Origin of the sequence: Pseudomonas sp. 58(2021), from assembly GCF_017491585.1 — a bacterium.
Classification (GTDB): domain Bacteria; phylum Pseudomonadota; class Gammaproteobacteria; order Pseudomonadales; family Pseudomonadaceae; genus Aquipseudomonas; species Aquipseudomonas fluorescens_BT.
On sequence record NZ_JAFGYZ010000004.1, the window covers coordinates 111,857 to 133,148 of the forward strand.

The following is a 21,292-nucleotide window of genomic DNA, read 5'->3' on the forward strand; positions in this document are numbered from 1 at the left end:
GAGCCATTGAAACTGCCTACAACGTGATCGTTTCGGGTGGAAAGACGATGTCGTCGGAGAAGATGTCCTGTCCCGTCGGCAACTCGATAACGCGCTTGCCGGCGCTCGCCACTTCATCGATCAGCGCGTCATATTCGTCACGGTTCAAGTCTCCTGCACGCGTGCGGGCCTCGATGGCGTCAGTGTGGTTCTGATTCGATCCGGTGGCGCGTGACTGTGCCTGCAGATAGATATCCTCCACGGTGGCCGCGCGGGTCATGGTCGAGTTGACGAGCCAGACGCGTCTGGAGGTGAGCCCGATCGGAGACGTCGAGACATGCCCCTCCATTTTCATGCTCGGGAACAGGATTTTGCCGTCAGCGAGGCTCTGGTTGGGCCGCATTGGATTGTAGGCGCGATTTTCCTGTCCCGGAACGACCTCCACATTGCGAGTGTCGAGCAGGTAGCAGAATCTGATACGTCGCGGGTGGGGCGCCAGGCCGGCGTGACTGTTCTGGCGCGATTCGCTACCCGCCAGCGGATCCTCTGTCCGGACGACCTCATTCGCGAAATCCATGGCAGTCTTGAGACTGAACACCGCGCTGACGGGAGTCTCGCTCGTGGAGCCTACGGTCGATAACCGTTGTGGAACCATGGCGGCGGGCCGGGCAATTTCGAAGGGCATCCGCTCGTCTACTTTGAACACGGCGGGGATGTCGGTTCTGTACAGGTAATTATGCTTGTTGCGTTTATAGCCACTGTGTACCAGCAATTCTTGAAAGAAGGGGGCCGTCAGGCTGGCTTTCAGAATGCTGGTGCCTGCCCCCTGATTTCTCAATCTGATCATTTCGGCACGAATTTCCGGCAGAAACGGCTCGTAGAGTTTTGGATTGGCTACGAGTCGCGTGCGATCTCGATGTGTCATTGCCCACATGGGCAGCTCATCGTTGATCAGATTCTTGAACTGCCCGGTCGGCGATATCTCCTTGCACAGTCGCGCCAGTTGCAGGGTGGACAGATTGTACGGCTGGAAGCGGGCAATGACCTGTTCCTTTGAGTCGAGCTGAGAATAAGGGCGTGTCCACAACCGCAGGTATTCGATCAACTGTTCGCGCCGGGAAGGCGCTTCACGTTGTTTGATCCATGCGGGTGGTTTCCCGGAGATCGCAACGTCCCGACGAAAGCGCACGAGGTCGTCTCCTTCGATCCTGTACAGGTTCCAGATATCGATGTCCCGCCAGTAGGGTCGGAATGCCCGTTGTTCCGCTGAATACTTCACAGGCCTGACGACAGTCAGGCCGGATCCTTCGGGGAACGCCACTTGAGTGAGCGGGCCGTGACTGTCGTCCAGGCCAGGTTTGCGCCGCATTTCGACGTAACCATGAGGGTCTGGTTTTTCGAGATCCCAGGTGTAGTGACTCTTGTCACCGTAAACCGGTGTGGCGTCCGGGTTTTCTGGTGTGCCGGGTTTCGACAGGCGCGGCAACGAGTCGGGCGTCGGCAGCTCTGGTAAAGGCGTTCGAGGGGGTGGTGCGGGGCGGTGCAAAGTGACGGTTTCGAGATGTTCGGCCCACTTGGCAGGGGGGCGTTTCTGATGGTCCAGGAGGCGGTTGAACATGTTGCGGTCCATCTCCGGCCCCAGCCAGCGACGTAGCTCGTCAAACAGGTAGGTGTTTTCCATCCGTCGTGCGCGAACATGGGCCCACTGAGGTTTCCTGCCGGTGCGCTCTGCTTCGGCGCGAAAACGGGCGATGTCTGCACCCTGTATGCCGTAGAGATCCCAGATGTCGCGATCTGTCCAGGCAGGCAGCAGTTCGGCTGGCTGATCGATGGGGTGAGCGGGGGGTTCGACACTGACGAACGCGCCGCTATCGTCCCTGAACGCGTGGTGCAACGGAGGGCCAACCGAGTCGTCCAGCCGCATTTTTCGGTGCATGAGCACATAACCATGGTGATGGCGGGTGGCTTCGTCCCATACGTAATGTCGGGTATCGACGTACACGACGGGAGTGACCGATTGCGGCTGAGGCGGTCGCCCCGGTTGTGGCTGGAATGCCTGTGCCAGGCTGTCGTCTGCGTCGACTACCGGCTGATGTATCGTCGGTTCAATCGAACGGCTGACAATTTGCGGCCTGCCGATCCGCCAGGTATTGCTCTCGGGGTCGAAGTGCAGGGCAGGGCCAGAGGGGTGCGCTTCCTGTGGAAGGATGGGGCGGTAGGTTCCGATGCTCTCGTCCCAGGCCACCATGACCGTTGCGGTCGAGGTGTACTGCACCTCGGCGTAAATGCGCCCTTTGTGGACGCGTAACCCTTCGGGCCCCACGGCAGGCAAAAGGGGTCTTGCCTGGGGTGGCACTTCATACTGGCGAATCGATTCGGTCGAGCGGGGATCGAGGAGCGAGGTTCCGGGGTTCTCGGCGACAGGGTTTACCAAGTCCCTGACCTGCATCGCGGGCAATCTGTCGCTTGTAACGGCGGGCAGTGTGGTTCCCGGTTGCTGGTTGGGCAGAGAGAGTTCCGGTCCTTCGAGGCGAACCAGCCCCGGGATCTCAAAACGCGGAACTGACGGAGGGGGTGATGAATCAACGGGGTTGTGGGGTGTGCCGGTGTTTTTCGGCGTTGGGTTTTTGGGTGCCATCTGGGAATCCTTTCAATGATTGCCCGACGTGCTGCCGTCTCATGTGGGGATGACAGCAGGCGCAGGCGTGCCGGCAGGCACGTTATCCATGGAAGGGAAGGCGAATGAGGTAAATAGATAGGACGTGGTTACTGATTCGATTCAGTTCGTTTCAACTGTCGGGCCGTTCAACGCGAGATCCTCGGACTCCATTGGAAATGGCCGTCCGGATCCGCGTTGAACTGCCGGGTGAGGGAGCTTACTTGCCGAGTTTGCGTAACTCATCCGACTCGACGATCCGCACCCCGTCCTGTTCTTCCAGCGCAAGGCGCCACATGGCACGGGCCAGTTGGCAGGCTTCGATGCCGCGGTACTTGCCGGGAATCAGTTTCGAGAAGGGGGCGGCCAGTTGTTCGCCCAGGCGTGGCTCGCTGCGTTCGCCAAGCAACAGCGATGGCCGGCAAATGGTCAGTTGCGGCCAGTCCTGCGCGCGCAATGCATATTCCATCTCGCCTTTGACCCGGTTGTAGAAAATCGAGGATCGGCGATCGGCCCCCAGGGCACTGATCACGATCAGGTGTCGTGCGCCCATTTCCCGGGCACGCTTGGCGAATGCTACGACCATGTCCAGATCCACGGCGCGAAACGCCTCTTCGGAGCCGGCCTGCTTGATGGTGGTGCCGAGGCAGCAATAGGCGATGTCGACCCGGCCGGCCAGTTGTGGAAGGAACGTCTGTGGATCACCGACCGGGTTTTCCAGGTGCGGATGTTCGGCCAGCGGCCGGCGTGAAGGGGCCAGGACACGGGTAATCGTCGGCTCGTTGAGCAAACGGTCGAGCAGATGTTCACCGGTCAGCCCGGTGGCTCCGGCAAGCAATACATGCTGAGGCGTCAAGTACATAGTGTCTCTCCCTTGATACTGTTCAGCTTAGTTGCTGTTTGTCGCTCCGTCGTTCAACGCAGCACTTTGCAACGCTTTTCTCGCCTGTTGCTTGCGCAGTAGCTGCCAGTGCGCAAGCACGGTTTTCGGTGCCCAGATCTGCGGTTCAGAAGCTTCGAAGTTGTCCGCCAGCTCGCGCTCGGCAACCGTGGCCTTGGCCAGTTTGAAGGCTTGCTCCAGGTCGTCGGTCTGGTTCAGTGCCTGGGCAAACAGGGCATCGCCGAAATAGGTGAAGTTGGCCTCCTCGGAGCAGCCGAATGACACGCGGTCGGCGCGCGAGGCGGTCATGATCAGCGTTCTTTCGTCCTTCAGCGCCGGAATGAAACCACCGGAATAGCACGCGGAAATCACGATGATCTTGTCGCGGTTTTTCAGCGGCGCGAGCACGGCGGCGAGTTCGTCGGCGGGCAGGTCGGCAAGCTCCATGCGCGGCTGATCGAGGACCAGTTCGTGTTCGGCGGTGCCGTGGCTGGTCAGATAGATAAACACCAGGTCTTCCGGGCCAGTGCGTTCGGCCAGGGTCAGTGCTGCTCGGCGCAGGTTTTCGCGGGTGGCCATCGGTCGATCGCCCAGGTGATCGCGATGGTTGACCAGGCGAATCTGGCCAAAGGCGCCGAAACGGCTGGCGAGCATGTTGGCCACGTAGTCGGATTCGCGCAGGAACACGCTTTGCTTGCCGTCGCCGCCGAGGGTCAGGGTGTACAACTCTACCGCCGGGGTCGAGGCCGGCACGTTGGCCAAGGCTTCGTCGAGCAGGCGGCCCTGGGCCAGCAGGCCGAGTTCGAGGGTGTCGGGCAGCAATTTGCCGTCTGCATCGCGCACGCGCTGGCCATTGATCCAGGTGCCGCTGAGCACGGTGCCGTCAGTCAGCACCAGCGTGCCGCGTCCCGCGTAGCTGTCGCTGTCGAAACCGCCGATGTAGAAACTGCCGTCGGACAGATTCAAGCGGCCCTGGCCACTGAAACGCCAGTCGTTGAAATAACCGATGTAATGGCTGCCGTCGGCACCGATCAGTTCGCCCTTGCCAGTCAGCGCGCCTTCCTTGAACTGGCCGAGCCAGACGTCGCCGTCGGCGTTCTCGTAGCGGCCCTTGCCGTGCAGTTGATTGTTCTTGAAGCCACCGACATAGATGTCGCCGTCGGCACTGTTGAAGGTACCGTTGCCTTCGAGCTGGCCATTGATGAAGTGGCCGCTGAACTGATTGCCGCTGGCGTCGCCGCGCTGGCCTTCACCGTTGGGTTTGCCGTGGGCGAACTGACCCTGGTAGGAACTGCCGTCGTCGAGTTCCAGGCGACCCAGGCCGGAATACTGATCGTCCTTGAATTCGCCGCGATAGGTCATCGCGTTTTCCTTCAGGGTGCCTTCGCCCTCGCGCCGGCCGAGCTTGAAGCCGCCGGTGTAGCTGCCGCCGTGGGTGGTCAGCGTGCCCTGGCCGTCGAACAGGCCTTGCTGGAAATTGCCGCGATAGACTTCGCCGTTGCTGCCGTGCCATTCGCCCTGACCGTGCCACTGCCCCTTGTCGAATGTGCCGGCGTACCAGCTGCCGTTGGGGTAGTCGACCCGGCCCTGGCCTTGCAGCAGACCGTTGACCAGCTCGCCGCGATAGCGTCCGCCGTCGGGCAGGCGTGCGTCCGGGGGCAACAGCGATTCGCCGTCGCCGCAAGCGGTGAGCATCAGGGTCAGGGCAAGCGGTGCAAGAGCAGCAAGTTGGCGCATAGCGGGATCCGGGCAATTAGGCGACCGAGTATGCCGCAGCTATGTGACCTTATACAGCCGGCAGGGAGGAGTGGATGCGAAACCGCGTGAGCGGCTTCGCATCCCGGCACTCAGACGAAGCAGAGCGACAGCGGTTCGGCGATGTAGGCCGGTTTGTCCGAGCCTTCGATCTCCAGGGTGGCGGTGGCCTTGAGCAGCCACTGGCCGGGTTTCTTTTCGGTCACTTCGCCGAGGTCGACCTTGAGCCGGACTTTGGAGTTGACCTTGACCGGCTGGATGAAACGCACGCTGTCCAGACCGTAGTTGACCACCATCTTCACGCCTTGCGGCAGGATCAGGATGTCTTCCATCAGTTTGGGGATCAGCGACAACGACAGGAAACCGTGTGCAATGGTGCTGCCAAATGGCGTTTGCGCGGCTTTGACCGGGTCGACATGGATGAACTGATAATCCCCGGTGGCTTCGGCGAACAGGTTGATGCGCTCCTGATCGATGGTGAGCCATTCGGAACGTCCGAGTTCCTTGCCGACATAATCTTTGAGCTCTGCAACTGGAACATAGGGCATTGAGACTCTCCTTGGGTTCATCGGTTTTATAGTTTTTCAGGTGGGGGATTTGACCGCCCTGCGAACCACTGTAGATCATCATGGCGATTTGCTCAGGTCAACCGACCATGCTTTTGGCGAATGCCGATCCATAGCGCAGGCGTGCTTATAATGCCGACGACTTGCGGGTTGGAAAGTAAGACGGAGATGACGGATGTTGCTACGCGGCCTGACGTGGCTGGTGCTGTTTCAATTGCTCGGCACGGCCCTCAATCATTTGCTGTTGCCGGTGCTGCCGGGGCCGATCATCGGCCTTTTGCTGTTGCTGGCATTCCTGATCGTGCGCGGTGAAGTCGGCGAGCCGCTGAATCTTGCGGCCGGCAGTCTGCTGCGTTACCTGCCGTTGCTGCTGGTGCCGCCGGCGGTGGGCGTGATGGTCTATGCCACGGCGATTGCCGCGGATTTCTGGGCGATCGTCGGTGCGCTGGTGGTGTCGCTGATTCTGTCCATGGCTTTCGCCGGGGTGTTGATGCAGCGCCTGGTCAAGCGCCACGCACCGCATTCGGAGGAATCCTGATGCTGTTTGACTGGCAAGGCGCCTGGGCTTCGGTGATTCATCACCCGCTGTTCGGCATCGGTATCACCTTGGGGGCTTACCAACTGGTACTGGCGGCGTTCGAGAAAACCCGCTGGATCTTTCTGCAACCGGTGCTGGTGTCGATGCTGCTGGTGATCGGCGTGTTGGTCGGTTGCGGCCTGACTTACGTCGAGTATCGCAAAAGCACGGAGATCCTCAGCGTTCTGCTGGGCCCGGCAACCGTCGCGCTGGCGGTGCCGCTGTATCTGAATCTGCGGCGCATCCGCCAATTGTTCTGGCCGATTTTTACTACGCTGGTGATAGGCGGGGTGGTCGCCACGGGCATGGGTGTGGCGCTGGGCTGGTGGTTTGGTGCCGATCATATGATCCTGATGACCATGGCACCCAAATCGGTGACCTCACCCATCGCGATGCTGGTGGCTGAGCAGATTGGCGGTGTCGCGGCATTGGCCGCAGTGTTCGTGTTGATCACCGGGGTGATCGGCGCGATCTTCGGCCCGGCGTTGTTGACCCGCCTCGGTGTGCACAGTCCCGAGGCGCGTGGCATGGCGCTGGGCATGACGGCGCATGCGGTCGGCACGTCGGTGGCGTTGCAGGAAAGTGACGAGTGCGGCGCCTTCGCGGCACTGGCAATGAGTCTGATGGGCGTGGCCACGGCGGTGTTCCTGCCGTTGGCGGTGTCGATGGTGGTGTAAGGAAATGTCTATGAGTCTGCCGCTTTTTCCGCTGAACACGGTGCTGTTTCCCGGCTGCAACCTGGATTTGCAGATCTTCGAGGCGCGCTACCTGGACATGATCGGCCGCTGCATGAAACAGGGCGGTGGTTTCGGCGTGGTGTGCATTCTCGAAGGCCATGAAGTCGGCGCTGCCCCCGAAGGTTTCGCCATGGTCGGTTGCGAAGCGCGGATCACTGACTTCCAGCAGCAGGACAACGGACTGCTGGGCATTCGGGTGCAGGGCGGACGCCGGTTCATCGTGCAGCGCACCGAAGTGCAGCGCGATCAACTGATCGTCGCCGAGGTCGAGTGGCTGGACGAAGAGCCTGAGCAACCCTTGCAGGATGAGGACGCCGATCTGGTGGCGTTGCTCAAGGCTCTGGCCGAGCATCCGATGGTTGAGGCGCTGAACATGGGCACCGAAGCGGCAGGGCAGCAGTCGCTGGCCAATCAGCTGGCGTATCTGCTGCCGTTTGCCGAGGAAGACAAGATCGACTTGCTGCAACTCGATGACCCGCAGCAGCGACTGGATGCGATCCAGGCGCTGCTCGACGAGTTGCAGGGCGAGTTGTTTGCCTAGAGTCGAAATCGCTATTGCGGCCAGATGATGTCGTTGGCGAACCACTCCTTGTCCTTGCCCAGTGTCAGTATCGGTTTGCCGGCCTGGGCTGCCTTGTCGATCAGAGCATCATATTCGTATCGATTGTAGGCGCCTCGATGGGTTCGCTCTTCCATGTCCATTCGTGACTGATATCCGGCCTCATAAGCAATGTCTTCGACTTTTGCGGCGCGAGTCAGGGTCGAGTCGAGCAGCCAGAGGCGATTCGAATCGATGCCCCGTTTCGATGCTGAAATCAGCGCCTCAAGCTCATCCTCCGGGAACCACGCACCCTTGTCCCTGGCCGCGGCATTGAGCAGGTGATTCTCCTCTCTTAGAACGACTTCCATTTTTCGTGTGTCGATGATGTAGGCGAATATGATCTTTTGATCGTGCCGGACGGTTTCGTAATTGCGTTCGGGGTCGAGCTCTACGTCCGACGCTTCGGACCAGTCATTGTCAGATTCCCCTGACTCATTGTCGGGATCGCCGGGCTTGCGTCCGGGGTACTTGTTTTTCTGGTTGTTGTAGAGCAGGTATACCGGATCGGGCGAATCGATGCCTTTGCCGGCATATGCATGAACCAGTTTCAGGCTGACGGTTGCGCTGACCGGTTTCTCGGTGGTTGCTCCACGAGGATGCTTCAATCGCGGCAACATCCGGTCATCGTTGTAGAACTCGAACGGTGTCCGTTCATCAGCCCGGAACAGGGCCGGAATGTCCGTCCGGTACAGGCAGTCGCTGTCGTTGCGCAGGTACCCCAGCTTCGCAATGAATCCGTCGAGAAATTCGCGGCTGACGCTCTCGCTGAAATCACCATAATCGCCCAGACGACTGAGCAGCAGCTTGCCGTTTCTCAGGGGAAGGAGCAGGGGTTCTATTTCCTGATGGAGCGCGTCGTAGCGTCCAGGGTCGTCAGTGTTCAGGGATCGTGTCTTGTGCTGCACGACCCATTCCGGGAGCTCTGACGGATGGGCGATCAGATCGTCGCGCAGTCGAACGTGCTGGAGCGGAGAAAGGTTGTATGAACGCAATTGCATGACCCGCTCACCGTGAGTCATCTGCGGGTACAGCCTTGCGAAATGCGTACCCAGCAGTTCGGACGTGGCTGCTTTCAACTGGGCTGGCACCAACGTGATTCGCGGCTGTCTTGTCGGCACCGCCGACTCTGCGGCACGGTTATCCGCACTCGGTCGTTTGAGCGGATGGGCTGTATCGCTCTGTCGAGCAGGGCTCCAGGTTGATTCGCCGGCGTTTCTGTAGAGCGCAGGTCCCGGCGCAAGCTTTCGGTACAGATCCATGGCCCGATACGTGCCCAGGTTCGGGTCGAACTCCACATGCACGGTGCCGCTGTCTTTGACATCGACGAACTTGCGTCCGACGACATAACGCAAGCCCTCTTCATTGGCCGGTTGCATGTTGCGCAGCAAGCCGGGGCTCAACAGATAGCGGCTCAACAGGGTTGCCGATTCCCGGGACCGCTCAGGCAAGTCCGAGAACTCGACTCTGGAAGGGGTGGTGATAGCGGTGGATGGCAGTTGATGCCCCGGGGGGCGATTGACTGATATGACCGGATCGGAAAGTGAATCATGTGACGGTGGTATCTGCCCCTGTGGCTGCAGCCGGTGAGGTTGAATCGACGGGTCGGCGGACGTGTCGATCCTGGACGGGGTTGGCATTGAGGGTGGTTTGGGGCGCATGGTGTCATTCCTTGACGATGGACAGGTGTTCGGCCGATATCACACGGGACGGCTCGCTTTCGAGTCTCCAGGTGTCGGTGGCAACGTTGTAGAAAATCCTGCCGGAAGTGGCATCGCGCAAGCGCAGGTTCAGAACCTGCAAATCAGTGTTTTCAAGTTCGTCGCGATGCTGGTGGTCCCTCGCGTCCTGAACAAGCGCATCGATTGTCGAGTACGCCCGAGCATCCGCCACGCAGAGACCAATCACCTCGAACAGGTTATTGATCCGGTAACGGTTCCCGGACGAGATCGCTACCTCGACGGTTTCCAGGGGCAATAGTGGATCGTTACTGTCCGGCAGGTGAATGTGAACGCTGCCGATTTTGATCAGGTCGTTCTTGATGCTCAGGTCGCGCAGGGTGATTTTTTCCGGCAGGAGATGCGTGTGAATGAGCCAGGTGGATGAACCGGAGAGTCTGACGTCAGCTTCGGCGGTGGACAGGCGGATGGAGAGATTGCTGGCGGGGAAAAGCTCATAGCTTGCCGATCTTCCTTCCAGCCAATAGGTCGCGTTGTGCTCGGTGGCCAGAAAGTCGACCCGTTGCGGGGTATTCTTCAAGGCGCGCTTGCTGACAAAGGGGCTGACGAACAGGTATCGGCCCGCTCGCTCGCGCAGTGAGGCTCGGCTTTCAATGAGCCGGTAACCCGGATTCTTTGCATCTTCCAGATAGTTATTGCGGGGGAAGTCCAGGTGGTAGGAGACGCCATCGCGCATCACCAGGGTCAAGGGATGATTCATCGCCCAGCCGGCGGCCATGTTGCCGGCGCCCATGTCGCTCTTTCGGGTCCGGTTCCCGATCACGTTTCCATGCAGCGAGAGCCGGGCTCCCCGAGCGAACGTCAGGGTGAAATGGACATTGTCGTAATCGAGGAATGTGAACGCCTCCATTTCCGTGATGCTCACGACATAAGTGGCGCTGACCCTGACAATTTCCTCACTGTCGAAATCGACGTACACGGTGCTGTGCGAAGGGAGGCTGTCCTTCGGGGCGAACAGGGCGGCGCGACGGATCTGGCGGGAAACGAAATAGTGAGAGTGTGCTTGAGCCGACAGTACGTGCGGATGATCGTTGATCTGCACCGGAGACGCCTTGGGTACACCTGACGTTCGGATGGTGACGCTGACGGGCAGATCGCCGGACTGCAGAATCTCGGTGGGCCAATCCGGCTGCAACTGGAAACCGTCCTGGGTAATGAACACCCATTTTTCGTGGTGCAGGATGCGTTTGCCATCCATGGTCCGGTAAGCGTTCTCCAGTATCAGTTCACGCCTGGGCGACCCAGGATCATCGTCTCGAAGTGACTCGATCACCAGCGCGTTCTCCCGGACGAACCAGCGCTGGATGGCTTCAAGCGATACGCCCAGATAGACCGTGCTCGGCTCCAGACCGTCCTCGGTGATGGAGATCCTGTGGCACATCGGGTCCAGATAATAGATATCACTGCCGGGACCGCCATCGACTGTGGCATTCAGACCACGTACGGATATCTGATCATCCCCGGCACCGGCCTCGACGTGATCGTTACCATTGGCTGCAATGATGTCCGCCTGATCGGAGCCGATGACCCGATTGGTTGCGCCGGCAAGTGTCTCGACCTTTTCGATGGACTTGAGCGTCGAATGCAGTACCGGTTCAAGTCCCGGGCTCGCGGGGCGCAACGCCAGCCTTCCGCGTTTCAGATCAATGTCATAACCGAGGTGGCGGGGTGGGTCGGGAATATGGTCGAGGTGCTTGTGCGTGCCTTGAAGCCACAATAGATCGATTCCCTCTCCACCCGACAGTTCGCTGGCCTTGATCGGGTCGTACGAGAGTGCTTCTGACGCCGACTGAAACACAAAAGAGTCGTTCTTGTCGCCACCGCTCAGGGTTTTGCGGCCTGTGGTGTAGCTGAAGAAATTCGGCTTTTCCTTAACACCCTGCACCGTGTCATGGCCACCGCCCAGACTCCAGAAAACCCCTTTGGCAGGGTCACTTTTCGTTATGGAGACGACGGAATCCGAATCCGGTAAACCGTCACGCGCGTCATTCGAGTCGTCTGTGTCTTTGATGATGGGCAGGTTTTCGATGGTGTAGGGCGTTTCGCCCTTGTCTTCGTCCCATTGGTAACGATAGAGACGGGTGGGTTGCAGCGTCACCTCGAATCGACCGTTGACAATGACGTCGACGGTTTCCCTGAATTCGTTGTCCAGCCATCGAAGGCTGCGCGTCTTCAGGGCTTTGGCGTAGTCGTCGGTGGTCTTGGCGATCAGGTAGCGATCCATGAGCGCCTTGTCCTGACGCTGTCCGGTGAACGCAAACCAGCCGGCACGCCAGCGTTCGTTCACGGTCAGTTCGATGTAGTCGTCAATGTCGTCGACCGCCCGCACCGCACCATAGATTTTTGATCCGACAATCATGATTGCGGCGGCGGCGATACCCACCGGGCCTGCCGCCTGGAATCCCGCCAGTGCTGCGCAGCCAAGGGCCAGGGACAGCGCGCCACTGAACACGCTCAGCCCGCCGGTGACATACAGGTCCTGCGCTTCCTTGCCCTGGGCCTTGGCCGCATCGGTGAAGGATTTGATGGCGGTATAGATATCGAAGGGCAGTGTCAGCACGCTGGCGATCAACCCGGCTCCACGACACAGCCACTTGCCCATGGAGGTCTTGCCGAATTGTTCGAAGGCCATGGATCCCTGGCGGATCATTTGCTCGCCGGTCTTGCTCAGGGCGTATTCGACCCCCAGTGAAGTGATTTCCGAGAGACCTCCGCCAAGGTTGATCAGCGCTTCAGTCGTGTCACCTTTCTTCAACGCGTCGATGGCGCCGATGTAAGCGCTGTAGAGTCCGTACGCCTGCAGCCCGACGCCCATGCTGGCCATCCCGCGGCTTTTGGTTTTGTCGACCCAGTCCGGCAAGTGTTCGGGCAACGGGTCCCGACGAATGTCCAGGCGTTGGGTGGCGTTCAGCAGGTGGTTGATCTTGTTCATGGCGTCAGCGAACTCACCGGTGGGCATCTCACGCATGAGTGGTGGGGCATCGGGAGAGCGCTGGGTGACGATTTCGTACAGCAGGGGCGGGATCTGAGCGTTTTCCGGTGAGGGAACGGATCTCATGCGCTGTTCGATCTGAGTCGTATCGAATTCCAGTGCATCGATGAACGCTTGGTCAGGTTCGGAAAAGTAGGTGCTGCTCGCCGAGAGGGCTTGCCCGTGGATTCGGCCACCCAAGGCCTGAAGCGTCTGCCGACTGACGCTGAACTCTCCAATGCGCAGAGGGCCGAACAGGGTGTCGATATCCGCAAGCCCGGGCTTTTGGCCCGAGGCCTGAAGGGGGGGCTCCGATTGGATGTTCAGGTCGGATATTTTGATCGGAGCTGGCGGTCGGTCAGTCCGTGAAACAGGGTTCAATTGATTCGTCAAAGTCATGGTTCTTTTCACAAGTCCGTTTGTGGTGCTGCTGCCGGAATGTGGCATGGGACACGGACTTGTTCATGAGCATTTGCTTTGCCAAATGTTTGATGACGCTCACCGGCGCCGGATGCACCGATGAGCATTGAGCGCGGGCTCAGTAGGCATATCGCAACAAGGTGTGTGGCAAATGCCGCAATACAAAAAAACCGAACAGGGCGACCAGCGCAGGCAGCACCAGCCACCAGACCTTTTGCGGCATCGCTTCAAGCGGGGAGCGGCGCTGAGTCAGCCACAGGCTCGCTGCGCAGACGCAGGCGGCGAGCATGGCACCAGCCAGGACATCCGTCGGCCAGTGAGCCCCCAGATACACCCGTGACAGAGCAATCGCCAGCGCCGGAATGCAGCCGATCAACAGCCAGGTCAGGCGCAGTCTTGGCGGTTGCCCGCGTCCGGCCAGCACCGCCAGTGTCAAAAACAGCGCGAACGACCCGGACGCGTGGCCGCTGGGCATGCTGTAACTGGTGATCGGGTCGGTCAGCACTTCCGGGCGTACCCGGGCGAAAAACAGTTTGGTTCCGGTGTTGGCCAGTGCGGTGACGAGCAAGGTACTGCCGGCGAAGATCGCCTGACGCCACTGGCGGCACAGCAGCAACAGGCCGGTCAGCAGAATGCTGAACACCAGCATGTTGCGGAATTCGCCGATCAGGGTGAAAACCACCGCAACTTCGTCGAGCGCCGCACTGCGGTGTTCCTGCACAAGGGCCATGACGCCTTGATCGAGTGCTGTCAGATACGGATAACCGATGAACAGCGCGATCAGGATCAACAGGCTCATGCTGCTGATCCAGACCGTCGCCCGGCGATGGCGGCGCAGGCTGCTGTTGGCGCTCAGGCCGACCATCACCGCGATGCTGCCGGCGACGATTCCTGCCTGCAGCCAGAAGCCTTCCGGCAACGGCAGACGAATCGCCGCCCCGGTGGCCCAGCCCGGCAGCAGGTAGGCAATGCTCCAGCCTGCCGCCGCCAGCAGGCTGACGGCAGCGAAGCGCGGGAAGGGCATGTCGCACATCCCGGCGACCATTGGCAGCATCGGCCTTAGCGGACCGATGAAACGCCCGACCAGCAGACTGGCAATACCGTAGCGCTGGAAATAGGTCTCCGCGCCGGCCATCCACTCCGGGTGATGACGCAGGCCCGGCAGGCGCCGGATGTTCTGATGGAAGTGGCGTCCGAGGAAATACGAAACCAGGTCGCCAAGAATCCCGCCGAGAAAGCCCAGCAACAGGGTCTCGCTCAGTGACAACGCACCGCTGCCGGCAAGTGCCGCCACGGCGAACAGCAGCACTGTGCCGGGAACGATGATCCCCGCAATCGCCAGGCACTCGACTAAGGCCACGATGAATACCGCAGCGGCCAGCCACTGCGGGTTGGCGGCCAGCCATCCGGTCACGCTATCGAGCCATGGGCCCATACAAAGCACTCCATTTCATTGATGTCCCAGGTCGGCGTACCGCAGAGGGGAATTTCACAGCAGAAAGTAATCACGCCCTTCGACCTGACCCCGGCGCAACGGGTTCCGGGTGCACCACTGGGCGTAGGCTGCGTCGACGAAGCGATACATCAGGTGCTCGTCGCGCCCGCGGGGGATGCCCAGGCGGGTGGTCTGGATGATGTGCCCCGGCGCAGGGCCGGTGTCCTCCACCAGCAGTATTTCGTGGTCGAAGCGCTTGGCGTCCCACACCGGCACCTTCAGTCCCAGTGCCTTGCACAGCAGAGTCTGCCCGGCACAGAGTTTCTGCGAGGGGCGCGGGTGGCCCTGAGCATCGGGATTGTTCAGCAGCATTTGCGCGAGACTGGCCGGGCCGCTGATCTCGTCGACCCATGGATAGGCCGATTTGATCAGAACCGCATTACCAGGCCCCTGGGCACTGAAGTTCAACGAGTCGCCGCCACGGGCGTAGTACATATAGATGTGGCCACCATCCAGAAACAAAGCTTTACGCTTTTCCGTGTAGCCGAGGGACGCGTGGCTGCCTTTTTCTTCGCAGTAATACGCTTCGGTTTCGATGATCCGGGCGCTGAGCCACAGGTCGCCGACGCGATGGCGGATGACTTTGCCGAGCAGATCCCGGGCAAGCGTCTGGGCGTCACGGTCGAAAAAAACGTCCGGAAGGCCCAGCGGCAGGCGCTCGGTACGGGCGCGAACGGTCAGGTTGGACATGGCAAACGGTGTTTATCCAGGTGAAAGAGATCGTGATGATAACAATCCGAGCCTTAATTACGGCTGAACATCGGCAAATCGCCGTCCATTTCGACCATCCGCCCGTCACCGCTGTTAGTCCCGGGACGCGACAGCTATAATCTGCCGCTTTCCTCTTTGCCAAGACCCCAGCAGACCATGACTGAGTCCGTTCTTGACTACATGACCCGATTGGGTCGCGCCGCCCGCGAAGCTTCCCGGGTCATCGGCCGTGCCAGCACCGCGCAGAAAAACCGCGCCCTGCTGGCTGCCGCCAATGCCCTGGATGCCGCCCGCGCCGAGCTTGCAGCAGCCAATGAACAGGATCTGGCCGCCGGTCGCGCCAACGGTCTGGAGCCTGCACTGCTGGAGCGTCTGGAACTGACCCCGGCGCGCATCGACGGCATGATCGTCGGTCTGCGTCAGGTCGCAGCGCTGCCGGACCCGGTCGGTGCGATCCGCGACATGAGCTTCCGTCCGTCGGGCATTCAGGTCGGCAAGATGCGTGTGCCGCTGGGCGTGATCGGGATCATCTACGAATCCCGTCCCAACGTGACCATCGATGCCGCGAGCCTGTGCCTGAAATCCGGCAACGCGACCATCCTGCGCGGTGGTTCCGAAGCGATTCATTCCAACCGCGCGATTGCCGCCTGCATCCAGCGCGGTCTGGCCGAAGCCGAACTGCCGGCCGCCGTGGTGCAAGTGGTGGAAACCACCGACCGCGCCGCCGTTGGGGCGCTGATCACCATGCCCGAGTACGTCGATGTGATCGTGCCGCGCGGTGGTCGTGGCCTGATCGAGCGCATCAGCCGCGACGCACGGGTGCCGGTGATCAAGCACCTGGACGGCATCTGCCACGTCTATGTCGGCGAGCACGCCGACCTGCCGAAAGCCCAGCGCATTGCCTTCAATGCCAAGACCTATCGCTACGGCATCTGCGGCGCGATGGAGACTCTGCTGGTCGATCAAAGTGTTGCGAAGGGTTTCCTGCCGTCGATGGCGAAGCAGTTCCGCGAAAAAGGCGTCGAGCTGCGTGGCTGCGAGCGCACCCGGGCGATCATCGATGCCGTGCCGGCCAGCGAAGAAGACTGGAGCACCGAGTATCTGGCGCCGATTCTGTCGATCCGCGTGGTCGACGGTCTGGACCAGGCCATCGAACATATCAACCATTACGGCTCCCACCATACCGATTCGATCGTCAGCGAAAATCTCGCCGACACCCGCCAGTTCGTGGCTCAGGTCGACTCGGCGTCGGTGATGATCAACACCCCGACCTGCTTCGCCGATGGATTCGAATACGGATTGGGTGCCGAGATCGGCATTTCTACTGATAAGCTGCACGCCCGTGGCCCGGTGGGCCTCGAAGGACTGACCTGCGAGAAATACATCGTGGTCGGTGATGGCCAGTTGCGCGGCCAGGCGACGGTCTGACTTGTCCGACCTCGACCTGAAAGCGCCGAAGTCCGGCAGAAAGTCTCGTCCCCAGCGCATTGGCGTTCTGGGCGGTACGTTCGATCCGGTGCATGTCGGCCATTTGCGTGGCGCGCTGGAAGTTGCCGAAGCGCTGGCCCTCGATGAGCTGCGCATGATGCCCAGCGCCCGGCCGCCGCATCGCGATACCCCGCAGGTGTCGGCGCAGGATCGGTTGGCAATGGTTGAATGTGCGGTGGCCGGTGTGCCGCCGCTGGTGGTGGACGCCCGCGAACTGCAGCGGGACAAACCGTCCTGGACCATCGATACCCTGGAGTCGCTGCGTGCCGAAATGGCCGCCGGGACCCAGGTTTTTCTGCTTTTGGGCTGGGACGCATTTTGCGGCCTGCCCACTTGGCACCGCTGGGAGGAGTTGCTCCAGCATTGCCACATCCTGGTGCTACAGCGCCCGGACGCCGACAGCGAACCGCCGGATGCCTTGCGCAACCTGCTGGCAGCGCGTTCGGTGAGCGACCCGCTGGCCCTGAAAGGGCCGAGCGGACAGATTGCATTCGTCTGGCAGACACCGCTCGCGGTCTCCGCCACCCAGATCCGTCAACTGCTGGCCAGCGGTAAGTCGGTACGTTTCCTGGTGCCCGACGCGGTCCTGGCCTACATCGATGCGCACGGTCTGTACCGTGCGTCGAACTGAACAAGGCGTGCTCAAGTAACACGATCATCGTGGGACGAGACGCCGAATACATGAGCAAAACGAGTTTTATATGACTGACAAAGACCAAACCAAAGTAAAGCGCAAAGGCACGTTCAAGAGCGCTCCGCTGCCAGAGCCGGTCAACACCAGCGAGCCGCTGAAAGGTGACGAGCTGGTCAAGATTGCCGTGGCCGCCCTGGAAGACGTCAAGGCCCAGGACATCCAGATCATCGATGTGCGCGACAAGCAGAGCATCACTGACTACATGATCATCGCCACCGGTACGTCCAACCGCCAGATCAACGCGATGCTGGACAAGGTTCGCGAAGAAGTGAAAAAGCAGGGCGCCAGGCCGCTGGGCGAAGAAGGCAAGGGCGACAGCGACTGGGTGCTGCTGGACCTGGACCTGGTGATCGTGCACATGATGACCGCCTCGGCTCGTCAGTTCTACGACCTGGAGCGCCTGTGGGCCGGTGCCGAGCAAAGCCGTGCGGCGGACGCCAAGCACCACAGCCCGGAAAACACCCACGAGCACTTCACCAAGCTCAACAAAGACCAGCTGTAAGGGCCGCGCTGTGCGACTGCGACTGATCGCCGTCGGTTCACGCATGCCCAAGTGGGTGGAAGAAGGCTGGCATGAATACGCCAAGCGTCTTCCGTCCGAGCTGGCACTGGAACTGGTGGAAATTCCGCTCAATACCCGTGGCAAGAATGCCGACGTGGCCCGCTTCATCCGTCAGGAAGGCGAAGCCATGCTGGCCAAGGTCGGGCACAACGAGCGGATCGTCACCCTCGAAGTGCACGGCAAGCCCTGGAGCACCGAGCAGCTGGCGGGCGAACTGGACCGTTGGCGGCTGGACTCGCGCACGGTCAATTTCATGGTCGGCGGCCCGGAAGGGCTGGCGCCGGAAGTCTGTGCCCGCGCCGACCAGCGCTGGTCGTTGTCGCCGTTGACGCTGCCACACCCGTTGGTGCGCATCCTCATCGGCGAGCAGTTGTATCGTGCCTGGACCGTGTTGTCCGGCCACCCTTACCACAAGTAATCCTGCCCTCATGTCCCAGCCGATCCGCATCAAGGACCACGAAAAAGACGCCCGTCTGGTGCGTAGTCGCGTCGTGTTCGGGGCCATTGCGGTGGTGCTGCTGATCTGTGTGCTGATTGCGCGGCTGTATTTCCTGCAGGTGATTCAGTACGAGTATCACTCGACCCTCTCGGAAAACAACCGCGTCCATGTCCAGCCGATTCCGCCGACCCGTGGCCTGATTTACGACCGCAATGGCGTGGTGGTGGCGGACAACCGTCCGAGCTTCAGCCTGAGTATGACCCGGGAACGCTCCGGCGACTGGCAGCAGGTACTCGACGTGATCGTCGAAGTGCTGGAGCTGACGCCGGAAGACCGGGTGATCTTCGAAAAGCGCATGCGCCAGGGGCGTCGGCCGTTCGAGCCGGTGCCGATCCTGTTCGAGCTGACCGAGGAGCAGATCGCCCGGATCGCGGTGAACCAGTTCCGGCTGCCCGGGGTGGAAGTGGTGGCGCAACTGGTTCGTCACTATCCGCAGGGCGCGCATTTTGCGCACTCGGTGGGTTACATGGGGCGGATCAACGAGAAAGAGCTGAAGACCCTCGATCCGGTCAACTACAGCGGCACTCACCATATTGGCAAGACTGGCATCGAGCGTTTCTACGAAGCCGAACTGCACGGTCAGGTGGGTTACGAAGAGGTCGAGACCAACGCCCGGGGCCGCGTACTGCGGGTACTCAAGCGTACCGACCCGGTGCCGGGCAAGGACATCGTCCTGAGCCTTGACATCAAGTTGCAGGAAGCCGCCGAGGCCGCGCTGGGCGGGCGACGCGGTGCGGTGGTGGCGCTGGACCCGAGTACTGGTGAGGTGCTGGCCATGGTCAGTCAGCCGAGCTTCGACCCGAATCTGTTTGTCACCGGCATCAGCTTCAAGGCGTATGCCGAACTGCGTGATTCTATCGACCGGCCGCTGTTCAATCGCGTGCTGCGCGGTCTGTACCCGCCGGGTTCGACGATCAAACCGGCGGTGGCGATTGCCGGTCTGGACGCCGGCGTGGTGACGGCGTCGAGCCGGGTGTTCGACCCGGGTTACTACATGCTGCCCAACTATGACCACAAATATCGCAACTGGAACCGCACCGGGGACGGCTTCGTCGACCTCGATACGGCGATCATGCGGTCCAACGACACCTACTTCTATGACCTGGCGCACAAGCTCGGCATCGACCGGTTGTCGGCCTATATGAACAAGTTCGGCATCGGCCAGAAGGTCTCGCTGGACATGTTCGAAGAATCTCCAGGGCTGATGCCTTCGCGCGAGTGGAAACGCGCCACCCGCAAGCAGGCGTGGTTCCCGGGCGAGACCCTGATCCTCGGGATCGGCCAGGGCTACATGCAGTCGACCCCGTTGCAACTGGCCCAGGCCACCGCGCTGGTGGCCAACAAGGGTGTGTGGAACCGTCCGCACCTGGCCAAGACCATCGAAGGCGAGAAGCCGAAGGATGAAAACCCGATGCCGGACATCGTCCTGCGCGATCCGTCGGACTGGAACAAGGTCAATCACGGCATGCAGCAGGTGATGCACGGTGCCCGGGGTACGGCGCGCAAGGCGGCGATCGGCGCGCAATACCGGATCGCCGGCAAGTCGGGTACGGCCCAGGTGGTCGCGATCAAGCAAGGCGAGAAATACGATCGCTCCAAGGTGCAGGAACGCCACCGCGACCACGCCCTGTTCGTCGGTTTTGCACCGGCCGACAACCCGAAAATCGTGGTGTCGGTGATGGTCGAGAACGGTGAGTCCGGTTCCGGCGTCGCCGCGCCCGTGGTGCGTCAGGTGATGGACGCCTGGCTGCTGGATCAGGACGGACGCTTGAAGGCCGAATACGCCAGCCCAATCAGTGCGGAGGCTACGGCCCGTGAAGAATAATTTCGATCGCATGCTCTCCAGCGAGGATGTGATGCGTCGCCGGGCGACGCTGTTGCAACGTCTGCATATCGACGGACCTTTGCTGGTCCTGTTGCTGATCCTCGCCGCCGGCAGCCTGTTCGTGCTGTATTCGGCCAGCGGCAAGAGCTGGGATCTGCTGGCCAAGCAGGCCACTTCGTTCGGTATCGGCCTGGTGTCGATGATCGTCATCGCCCAGTTCGAACCACGGTTCATGGCCCGCTGGGTGCCGCTCGGTTATGTGGTCGGGGTGGTGCTGCTGATGGTGGTGGACATCATGGGCCACAACGCCATGGGCGCGACCCGCTGGATCAACATTCCCGGAGTGATCCGCTTCCAGCCGTCGGAATTCATGAAGATCCTGATGCCGGCGACCATCGCCTGGTACCTGTCCAAGCGCACCCTGCCGCCGCAGCTCAAGCACGTCGGGATCAGTCTCATGTTGATCGGTGTGCCGTTCATTCTGATCGTGCGTCAGCCGGATCTGGGTACTTCGCTGCTGATTCTGGCCGGCGGTGCGTTCGTGCTGTTCATGGGCGGATTGCGCTGGCGCTGGATCCTCAGCGTGCTGGCCGCCGCTGTACCCGTGGCGATCGCCATGTGGTTCTTCATCATGCACGATTACCAGAAGCAGCGGATCCTGACCTTCCTCGACCCGGAAAGCGATCCACTGGGCACCGGTTGGAACATCATTCAGTCGAAGGCTGCCATCGGTTCCGGCGGCGTGTTCGGCAAGGGCTGGCTGCTGGGCACCCAGTCGCACCTGGACTTCCTGCCGGAAAGCCATACCGACTTTATCATTGCGGTGCTGGGCGAAGAGTTCGGACTGGTGGGCATCTGTGCGCTGCTGCTGATCTACCTGCTGTTGATCGGTCGCGGCCTGGTGATTACCGCTCAGGCGCAGACACTGTTCGGCAAATTGCTCGCTGGCGCCTTGACGATGACGTTTTTTGTTTATGTTTTCGTCAACATCGGTATGGTCAGTGGCCTGTTGCCGGTCGTAGGGGTGCCGTTGCCGTTCATTAGCTACGGCGGAACTTCGCTGGTGACGCTGCTGTCAGCGTTTGGGGTTTTGATGTCGATCCATACGCATCGCAAGTGGATCGCACAGGTTTGAATAAG

17 protein-coding genes are annotated in these 21,292 nt (G+C 60.9%); 9 read left to right on the forward strand and 8 right to left on the reverse strand.

Annotated elements, in window-relative coordinates:
• Positions 1-16 precede the first annotated feature (16 nt).
• From J5M72_RS05955 to J5M72_RS05970, 4 genes are all read right to left on the reverse strand, one after another.
• The gene (locus J5M72_RS05955; RefSeq protein ID WP_207864625.1) at positions 17-2,617 is read right to left on the reverse strand and encodes a hypothetical protein; all 2,601 of its coding nucleotides are present in this window, start codon (positions 2,615-2,617) and stop codon (positions 17-19) included.
• 238 nt (positions 2,618-2,855) lie between these two features.
• Positions 2,856-3,497: an oxidoreductase gene (locus J5M72_RS05960; RefSeq protein ID WP_169432078.1), complete on the reverse strand. Its 642-nt coding sequence runs from the start codon at positions 3,495-3,497 to the stop codon at positions 2,856-2,858.
• Between the two features lie 27 nt (positions 3,498-3,524).
• Entirely contained in the window at positions 3,525-5,252 is a 1,728-nt protein-coding gene (locus J5M72_RS05965) for a C13 family peptidase (RefSeq protein ID WP_169432077.1), read from the reverse strand.
• Between the two features lie 110 nt (positions 5,253-5,362).
• Entirely contained in the window at positions 5,363-5,818 is a 456-nt protein-coding gene (locus J5M72_RS05970) for a MaoC family dehydratase (RefSeq protein ID WP_007909575.1), read from the reverse strand.
• A gap of 193 nt (positions 5,819-6,011) precedes the next feature.
• Between J5M72_RS05970 and J5M72_RS05975 the strand changes: the two genes are divergently transcribed.
• From J5M72_RS05975 to J5M72_RS05985, 3 genes are read left to right on the forward strand one after another with little or no spacing between them, the layout of a single operon-like run.
• Positions 6,012-6,374 (forward strand): CidA/LrgA family protein, encoded by a 363-nt coding sequence (locus tag J5M72_RS05975; protein ID WP_169432076.1) that lies wholly within the window; start codon positions 6,012-6,014, stop codon positions 6,372-6,374.
• A complete protein-coding gene (locus J5M72_RS05980) occupies positions 6,374-7,090 on the forward strand; it encodes an LrgB family protein (protein ID WP_169432075.1) in 717 nt (238 codons plus the stop codon). Before J5M72_RS05975 ends, J5M72_RS05980 begins: the two co-directional genes overlap by 1 nt.
• A 10-nt stretch (positions 7,091-7,100) precedes the next feature.
• Entirely contained in the window at positions 7,101-7,691 is a 591-nt protein-coding gene (locus tag J5M72_RS05985) for an LON peptidase substrate-binding domain-containing protein (protein ID WP_169432074.1), read from the forward strand.
• A gap of 11 nt (positions 7,692-7,702) precedes the next feature.
• Here J5M72_RS05985 and J5M72_RS05990 read toward each other — a convergent pair whose 3' ends face one another.
• The 4 genes from J5M72_RS05990 to J5M72_RS06005 form a co-directional block, all read right to left on the reverse strand.
• The gene (locus tag J5M72_RS05990) at positions 7,703-9,166 is read right to left on the reverse strand and encodes a hypothetical protein (RefSeq protein ID WP_243433226.1); all 1,464 of its coding nucleotides are present in this window, start codon (positions 9,164-9,166) and stop codon (positions 7,703-7,705) included.
• 247 nt (positions 9,167-9,413) lie between these two features.
• Positions 9,414-12,857: a calcium-binding protein gene (locus tag J5M72_RS05995; RefSeq protein ID WP_207864629.1), complete on the reverse strand. Its 3,444-nt coding sequence runs from the start codon at positions 12,855-12,857 to the stop codon at positions 9,414-9,416.
• 139 nt (positions 12,858-12,996) lie between these two features.
• Complete coding sequence (locus tag J5M72_RS06000; protein ID WP_207864631.1) at positions 12,997-14,313, reverse strand: bifunctional DedA family/phosphatase PAP2 family protein; 1,317 nt, start codon at positions 14,311-14,313, stop codon at positions 12,997-12,999.
• 54 nt (positions 14,314-14,367) lie between these two features.
• Positions 14,368-15,063: a DNA-3-methyladenine glycosylase gene (locus tag J5M72_RS06005; RefSeq protein WP_207864633.1), complete on the reverse strand. Its 696-nt coding sequence runs from the start codon at positions 15,061-15,063 to the stop codon at positions 14,368-14,370.
• A 177-nt stretch (positions 15,064-15,240) separates the two neighbouring features.
• On the opposite strand from J5M72_RS06005, the gene J5M72_RS06010 reads away from it, so the two are divergent.
• The 6 genes from J5M72_RS06010 to rodA all read left to right on the forward strand — a co-directional run bounded on the left by J5M72_RS06010 (position 15,241) and on the right by rodA (position 21,287).
• On the forward strand, positions 15,241-16,512 hold the full coding sequence (locus J5M72_RS06010; RefSeq protein WP_169432069.1) for a glutamate-5-semialdehyde dehydrogenase: 1,272 nt from the start codon (positions 15,241-15,243) through the stop codon (positions 16,510-16,512).
• Positions 16,481-17,203 carry a nicotinate-nucleotide adenylyltransferase gene (gene nadD, locus J5M72_RS06015; protein ID WP_243433227.1) on the forward strand — a complete coding sequence of 241 codons (723 nt, stop codon included), beginning with the start codon at positions 16,481-16,483 and terminating at the stop codon, positions 17,201-17,203. Before J5M72_RS06010 ends, nadD begins: the two co-directional genes overlap by 32 nt.
• Positions 17,204-17,273: 70 nt before the next feature.
• On the forward strand, positions 17,274-17,768 hold the full coding sequence (gene rsfS, locus J5M72_RS06020) for a ribosome silencing factor (protein ID WP_169432068.1): 495 nt from the start codon (positions 17,274-17,276) through the stop codon (positions 17,766-17,768).
• Between the two features lie 10 nt (positions 17,769-17,778).
• Entirely contained in the window at positions 17,779-18,246 is a 468-nt protein-coding gene (rlmH, locus tag J5M72_RS06025; RefSeq protein ID WP_169432067.1) for a 23S rRNA (pseudouridine(1915)-N(3))-methyltransferase RlmH, read from the forward strand.
• Positions 18,247-18,256: 10 nt separating this feature from the next.
• Positions 18,257-20,152, forward strand: coding sequence for a penicillin-binding protein 2 (mrdA, locus tag J5M72_RS06030; RefSeq protein WP_169432066.1), 1,896 nt, complete (start codon positions 18,257-18,259; stop codon positions 20,150-20,152).
• Positions 20,153-20,183: 31 nt separating this feature from the next.
• Positions 20,184-21,287, forward strand: coding sequence for a rod shape-determining protein RodA (rodA, locus tag J5M72_RS06035; protein ID WP_085712360.1), 1,104 nt, complete (start codon positions 20,184-20,186; stop codon positions 21,285-21,287).
• The last annotated feature ends 5 nt before the right edge of the window (positions 21,288-21,292 follow it).